Annotated in this window: 6 protein-coding genes and 1 pseudogene; 3 read left to right on the top strand and 4 right to left on the bottom strand. The window is 71.3% G+C overall.

Translation table 11 applies throughout. The annotated features are described in order from the left end of the window. Both GT042_RS38040 and GT042_RS06110 read left to right on the top strand, forming a co-directional pair. Window positions 1–396, top strand: a pseudogene (locus tag GT042_RS38040) (sigma-70 family RNA polymerase sigma factor); the annotation flags it as partial. Between the two features lie 108 nt (window positions 397–504). Next, entirely contained in the window at window positions 505–1410 is a 906-nt protein-coding gene (locus GT042_RS06110) for an alpha/beta hydrolase (protein ID WP_161307673.1), read from the top strand. Window positions 1411–1628: 218 nt separating this feature from the next. Here the strand turns inward: GT042_RS06110 and GT042_RS06105 are convergent, their stop codons facing one another. Both GT042_RS06105 and GT042_RS06100 read right to left on the bottom strand, forming a co-directional pair. Continuing rightward, window positions 1629–1997: a VOC family protein gene (locus GT042_RS06105; RefSeq protein WP_161307672.1), complete on the bottom strand. Its 369-nt coding sequence runs from the start codon at window positions 1995–1997 to the stop codon at window positions 1629–1631. 40 nt (window positions 1998–2037) lie between these two features. Continuing rightward, on the bottom strand, window positions 2038–2709 hold the full coding sequence (locus tag GT042_RS06100) for an SMI1/KNR4 family protein (RefSeq protein WP_161307671.1): 672 nt from the start codon (window positions 2707–2709) through the stop codon (window positions 2038–2040). Window positions 2710–2925: 216 nt separating this feature from the next. On the opposite strand from GT042_RS06100, the gene GT042_RS06095 reads away from it, so the two are divergent. Beyond that, window positions 2926–4053, top strand: a complete 1128-nt coding sequence (locus GT042_RS06095) for a DUF5954 family protein (RefSeq protein ID WP_161307670.1) — start codon at window positions 2926–2928, stop codon at window positions 4051–4053. A 26-nt stretch (window positions 4054–4079) separates the two neighbouring features. On the opposite strand, the gene GT042_RS38035 is transcribed toward GT042_RS06095, so the two are convergent. Both GT042_RS38035 and GT042_RS06085 read right to left on the bottom strand, forming a co-directional pair. Beyond that, a complete protein-coding gene (locus GT042_RS38035) occupies window positions 4080–5303 on the bottom strand; it encodes a ricin-type beta-trefoil lectin domain protein (protein ID WP_237530504.1) in 1224 nt (407 codons plus the stop codon). 38 nt (window positions 5304–5341) lie between these two features. Next, window positions 5342–7077: MMPL family transporter (locus GT042_RS06085; RefSeq protein ID WP_161307669.1), on the bottom strand; the 1736-nt coding region annotated here is incomplete at its 5' end.

The raw sequence follows: 7077 nt of genomic DNA, 5'->3' as shown, positions 1-7077 counted from the left end.
GGCGACACCGCGCGGCGGGTGCGCGCCAGCCGTGCCGAGGCGCGCGAGACACTCGCCGCCGCCGAGAGCGGACACTTCGGCGCGCTGCTGGCGGAGCGCTGGTCACCCGGGATCGCCCTGCTGCGGGGTAACGAGCCGGTGGGGGGCAGGAGCGTCCTGACCCGTGGCATGGAGTGCGACCTGGAGGCCGGTGTGCGCCAGCGCCTGGCCCACGCCGTGGCGGGCCGGTCCCTGGCCGTCTGGGAGATGGATCTCCTCAACCCGGTCGAGGACCCGGACCACTGCCCGCCCTCGGTGGCGTGGGTGATGACCCTGGACGGCGCCGGGCGTCCGTACCGGCTGCGTCTGCTGCACCCCCGGCCGGTGGCGGCCCTCCAGGCACTCACTCCTGTGTGACGGGTGCGTGACGCGCGTGTGACGGGCGTCACAGAGCAGAAATCGAACTTCTTGGTTTCTCCGGCGTCCTGCCGGTGTCATCGACACCTGCCGGATACGGAGAACCCCATGACCACCTCTGCGACCGATCCTCTGGCCGCCGGATCACACGCCGTCGAGATCGACGGTGTCGTACAGCGCTACCACGTCCACGGCACCGGCCCCGTGTGCGTCGCCCACTCCGGCGGGCCGGGCATCGACTGGGAATACCTGCGCATGCCGGAGCTGGAGCGCCACCTGACGATCGTCTACCCGGAGCCGGTCGGCACCGGCGCCTCCGGGCGTCTGCCGTCCCACCCCAACGGGTACACCCGGGCCCTCTACAGCCGGTTCCTCGGGGAGCTGATCGAACATCTCGGCGTCCCCGAGGTGCACCTGCTGGGGCATTCGCACGGCGGTTTCGTCGTGCAGTACCACGCCCTGTACCACCCCGAGCGTGTCGCCGGGGTGATCCTCTACGAGAGCGCGCCACTGACCGGTCCCGAGCACGGCGCGGAGGCCATGCGCCTGGTGGAGCTGTTCGCGGCGCGGAACGCCGACCGGCCCGGACTCCCCGAGGTCCTCGCCGCGTTCCAGGCCATCCCCACCATCTCCGACGACGCGCGGATGACCTCCGTCGTCAGGGGGCTGCTTCCCGCGTACTTCGCCGACTACTGGGGCCGGGAGGCGGAGTTCGCGCCCCTCCGCGCCTCCGTGCGGGGCTCCCACATCTCCGGGCTGGACGAGAATCTCGTACCGGACGTCATCGACGACCGCGCGGCCCTCGGCTCGCTCACCGTGCCGGCCCTTGTGGTCGTCGGCCGCCACGACGTCATCTGCGGAGTGCGGTGGGCCGAGGAACTGCACCGGCTGATCCCCGGATCGGACCTGCTGATCCTGGAGGACAGCGGGCACTTCGGCCACCTGGAAGAACCGGCGGCCTTCACACGGGCGGTGACACGTTTCGTGACGGGTACGGCGCGCGGCGCGGCGTGACGGGCCCGGCCATCGCCCGTACCCCTTCGGCTTTCGCGGCTTCGACGTCGAGCTGATCGCCCGCGACAGGGGCAGGCTCGGCGCCCGCACCACTGGGTCGTCAACCCGAAGGAGGAGCTGACCGGCAGGGGCGTCCACGCCACGATCGCCGAGGGCTCCGGACGTGTGCGGCCGCCGGGCGGACCTCACGGCCCGTACGGTGGTCGTACGTCCGGCTCTCAGCCTTTGACGAGGCAGAAGGGATGTCCGGCCGGATCGAGGAAGACCCGCCACCTGTCCTTCCCCGGTTGGCGGTCCGGCTTGACCGCGCCCAGCTCCAACAGCCGGGCCTCGGCCTCGTCCACGTCCTCGACCGCGAAGTCGAGATGGGCCTGCTGCGGGGCGGATTGCTCCGGCCAGTGCGGCGCCCGGTAGTCGTCGACCCGCTGGAAGCCGATGAAGAGTCCGCCGCCACGGGTGAGGCCGGCGAAGTCGGCGTTGGACTCCGGGTGGGGTTCGAGGCCGGTGGCCTGCTGATAGAACGCGGCCAGAGCCGGCGGATCAGGGCAGTCGAGGTTTACCGCGGTCAAAGTCATCTGTACGGTCATGGCGTCTCCGGACGGATCGGCGAGGTTCGCGATACACACCCTAGAGACGGCCACGTGCTTCCCCGCCGAAGACGCTCCCGTCGCTCACCCTCACGCTCCGAGCCGGCCCCGTTCCGGTGTCGTCGTCCCAGATCAACCGGCCCTCGACGGCGACCGGTGTTCGCCCGTTGAAGAGGGTGCCGTTCTCCAGCGACGTGGCGAGGCCGGCGAGGACGTGCCGCAGTGTCGGCCACTCGGTGAAGGACGGGCTGTCCTCGTCGAAGTACCGGCCGACACGGCCGTGGTACGGGCCGGGGCGCGAGACCAGGAAGAGACCGTCGGAGGACTGCCAGCCGATGCCCAGGGTGATCAGGAGGCGTTCGTGCGGCCAGTACGCGTACTGGTCCCGCTCCTCCTCGTCGAGATCGGCCTCGTCCTCGGCGACGTCCGATCCGATGCCCCGCAGGAACTCGGTGCTGTGGACGATGTCCTCGACACCGGACAGCGGTCCGTAGTAGCCCAGCGTCAGCGTTCCGTCCTGGAGCTGAACGCCGTCGTGACACAGCAGCGATTCCGTCAGGTCGGACGGGAACACCACTCCCAGACGGAATTCGGCCGCCGCGATGTCCTCCGGCCGGGCGGGCGGCCGGAGCAGCCCGTGGCTGACGGCGGCGTGCTGCGCGAGCCATGCCTCGATACGGGCCCAGGACTGCGCGACGGTGGTCGTGATCATGTCCGCACCCTAAGGGCGGGCACTGACAGCCCCCTGAGGCGAGCCGCCCGAAGGCCGGACGCACGTCAGTCGTGTCGCACAAAGTGCGGGACACGGGCCGACCCGGCCCCGGTCCCTTAGGAGCCTGGTGCGGGAGTCGGACCTCCGGTGACCGGATGGAGTGGGGAATCGGGAAACCGGCAGTGCTCGCCCGTCGCTGTCGGCAGGATGGGGCGCATGAGTCATCGGGATGAGAGTGCGGACCGGATGCTGCCGATCCTTGTGAGGCAGCCGCAAGGGCCGGTGGAGGCGGTCACGGAGGCGGACGCGCTCGACGCCATGCTGGATGAACGGGCCATGCTCGTGCGGGGGCCGCTGTTCGGGGTGGCCGCCCAGGACGTGCGGGACGCGCGGGACGCGGGGGACGACGCGTCGCGGTGGCGGGTGGTGGTCCCCGTGGTGGCCGGCTGTCCGCAGGAGGCCCGGGACAGCCTCAACTCGTTACTGTGGTTCCGGGCGAAGGACGACGCCAAGGACAGGGCCGAGCGGCGTGCCCTGCTGGCGGCGGTCGCCCGGTTGGAGAGCGAACGCGTCGACGAGCTGACCGTACTCGGAACCCGTTACCGGGTGGTGCGCGCCGAGGAGTACACCGCCGCCGGGCCGGACGGCATCGAGCAGCCCCGGCCGACCGATCCTGAACCCTCCGTGCCGAATTGGGACCGCGGCGTCCGGGAGCCGGGCATCGACGACGGCCTGGTCCTGGACCCGGAAGCGCCGGTCACACCCGTCCAGGCGGCGGAACGGCTGGCCCGGCGTCAACTGGCGTACACCGGGGCCCGGTTCCCCGAAGACGTGCTGGACGACTCCGAACGGGCGCTGGACACCCACCCCGACGTGCTGCTGCTGCCCGCGCTGTTCAGGATCGTGGAACAGGACGGCGACGCGTGGAAGGCGGCCAGCGGCCTGCACGCCACCGCGCACGAAGCCCGCAAGACACTGGACTTCTCCCTCACCTGGTTCGAACCGCGACGGCTGGGCCTCATCCCCTGGGACGTCGAGGACAGGAACGCCGACGCGCGGACGGTGACCGCCCAGGGCGCCGCGACCGCCGAGCTGGCCACCTACGCCGAGGCCGCCGACCGCCTCCGGGCCGAACACGCCAACCGGATCGAGGTCCTGGGCACCGTCCACCAGGTCTGCCGCGCCCGCCGCCTGCTGCGCTGGGGCCCCGACGGGCCCGAAGGACCTCGTCCGTCCGACATCGACAGTCATCCTCCCGAGCAGATCCGCCCCCGGCTCGACGAGGACGGCACCATTCACTACGAGGGCGAGGGTGAGGGTGAGGACGACAACAACGAGGACTGAGAATTCCCCTGATGCCTGACGGGGCGTCAGATCGGCAGCGTGAATTGCTGGTTCGTTCCGCCCGCGCACGTCCAGATCTGTAGCCGGGCCCCGTTGGCGGTGGAGCGGTCCACCACGTCGAGGCACTTGCCGGACGCCGGGTTCACCAGGGTGTTGCCCGAGCCCTTCTGCCACTTCTGGGCGCCGCTGCCGTTGCAGTCGTACAGCTGCGCCCTGGTGCCGTTGGCCGTACCGGCCGCCGTGAGATCCAGGCACTTGCCGAGCGCCTGGATCGAACCGTCCGAGGCCACCGTCCAGCGCTGCGCGGTGGAGCCGTTGCAGTCGTAGAGCTGGACCGCCGTGCCGTTGGCGCTGCTCGCCGCCGCCACGTCGACACACTTGCCGCCGAGACCGGTGATCCGGCCGGCGCCGCCCGTGGGCGGGTTCGTATCACCGGGCGGGGGTGTGCCCGCGTACGGGTCGGCGATGAGGGTGACGGTCCTGTTCTGTACGCCCCAGTTGTTCGCCTGGGTCCCCGGCGGGAGCCAGATGTCCACGGTGTTGTTCTGGATCCAGGTCCCGATGTCGGCGGCGTAGCAGATCCCGTACCCGGGGACGCTGAAGTAGGTGCCCCACGGGATCACCCGGGGATCGACGGCGCAGACGCCGAGTTGGGCCTGGTAGCCCGACGCCGTCGTCCCGGTGTCGTTGTAGGCGGTGACCTTCATGTCGATGGTCCGGCCCGCCGGCGTCACCCAGGGCACGACCGAACCGCTGGCGTCGAGTTGGTACGGCGCCGAGAGCCGGCCGGTCGACGGGTCGGTGGCGCTCTGGTCGGACAGCGCGATGACGTTGTAGTAGGCGTTCTCGCAGGGCGCGGTGTCGGTGATGGTGATCGTCGGCTGGTCATAACCGAGAAGCCAGGCGATCGGCTGGCCGTTGCGCCACAACCGGTAGGACTGGGCGCCGGGAACCCGGTTGAACGTGACGGCGACCCGGCCCCCGGCCAGAGAGCCGGTGACTCCGGTGGGGGCGGGCAGCCGCTGGGTGAAGTTCACCGCGGGGGAGGTCTGGAGCGGAGGGATCCAGGGGGACACCGGCCGGTCCGGCGGGACGACATCGCTCCAGAAACGACAGGCCGGCAGCGCCGCGGTGGGCGCGGCGGTGGCGGGCGGCGTCAGTCCCGGTACCAGCATGCCGAACAGCGCCAGCGCGAACGCCACTACGGCGATCACACCGAACCGGGTCCGGCCGATTCGTTCTCTAATCATGAACATGATCAGGACTATGGTCCAGACCAATCAGCCCGTCAATGGCGCGTCATCGCCAGATCGGCCTGTTCAGGGGCGGGTTGGGCAGCATTCAGGCGCGCGCCTTCGAGATCCACGTCGGGCAGCCACCGGGCGAGCCGGGCCGGCAGCCACCACGCGGCGTGTCCGGTCAGGGCCAGCACCGCCGGGACCAGTGTCATCCGTACGACAAAGGCGTCGATCAGGACACCGAGGGCGAGGGCGAACGCCACCTGCTTGAGGATCATGCCCTCGCTGCTGATGAACGCGGCGAACACAGACACCATGATCAGGGCCGCGGCGGTCACCACCCGGGCGCTGTGCCGGGCACCCATGTGGATCGCGTGGAGGGGCCGGCGGGTGTGGGCGTACGACTCGTGGATACGGGAGACCAGGAAGACCTCGTAGTCCATGGCCAGCCCGAACAGGACGGCCATGACCACGACCGGGAGGAACGACGCCGTCGGGGTGGACCCGTCGACGCCCACCAGGCTCCGGAAGTGGCCGTTCTGGAAGACGCCGACCGTGGCGCCGAACGTCGCCGTGACGGACAGCAGGAACCCGGCCGCGGCCTTCAACGGGACGACGAGGGACCGGAAGACGATCAGCAGGAGCACCAGGGACAGGCCGACCACGACGGCGCCGAACGGCACCAGGGCGGAGGCCAGTTGGACGGAGACATCGATCGACACCGCCGTCTGCCCCGTGACGCGGATACTCGCTCCCGTCTCCTCGCCGATCCGCGCCGCCCGGTCGCGGATCGTCGTCACCAGGTCCTTGGTGCTCTGCGCGTCGGGCGCGCCCCGGGGGACGAGCTGGACGACGGCGTACGTACCGGAGGCGTTCACCTTGGGCGGGGCGACGGCGGCCACGTCGTCCAGGCCCTTCAGGTCCTTGGCGATGGTCGCGGCGGCGGCCTTGGGTGACGCGGTGTCACCGGTGTCGGCCAGGACGACGAGCGGGCCGTTGAAGCCGGGGCCGAAGGTACGGGAGACGGTGTCGTAGGCCGCGCGCTGCGAGGAGTGCGCGGGCGCGGAGCCGTTGTCCGGCAGTGCGAGGTTCAGGTCCTTCGCGGGCCAGGCCAGCGCGCCGAGTGCCGCGAGCACGGCGAGGGTCGTCAGCCAGGGCTTGGCGGTGGCGAGGCGGACCCAGCGTTCGCCGAGGTTCGCCGCCCGGGTGTCGGGTCCGGCCACGGCCGTCTCCCGGCCGGCGGCGCGCGATCCGGGCTTCGGTACGAGGCGGGCGCCGGCCACGCCCAGCAGCGCGGGCAGCAGCGTGAGGGCCACCGCGACCCCAGCCAGCACCGCGAGGGCCGCGCACAGGCCCATCACGGTGAGGAACGGGATCCCGACGACGGAGAGCCCGGCCATGGCGATGATGACGGTGAGTCCGGCGAACACCACCGCGCTGCCGGCGGTCCCGGTCGCCAGTGCCGCCGATTCCTCGGCGTCGCGGCCCTCGGCCAGGTGGGAGCGGTGCCGGGAGAGGATGAACAGGGCGTAGTCGATGCCGACGGCGAGGCCGATCATCAGGGCCAGGGTCAGGGCGGTGGAGGAGATGCCGACCACCCCGGTCAGCGCCAGTACTCCGCCCACCCCGGCCAGGACCCCGGCCAGCGCGGTGAGCAGCGGCATGCCCGCCGCCAGCAGCGATCCGAAGGTGACCGCCAGGACGAGCACGGCGACCAGTACGCCGATGAGGTCCTGGGCGCCGGGCTCGGCGCCGCCGCCGCCGAACGCCGACCCGCCGAGGTCCA

Source organism: Streptomyces sp. SID3212, from assembly GCF_009865405.1.
In the GTDB taxonomy this organism is placed as follows: domain Bacteria; phylum Actinomycetota; class Actinomycetes; order Streptomycetales; family Streptomycetaceae; genus Streptomyces.
The sequence above is the reverse complement of the archived record's forward strand: the minus strand, read 5'-3'. Positions and strand labels throughout refer to the sequence as shown.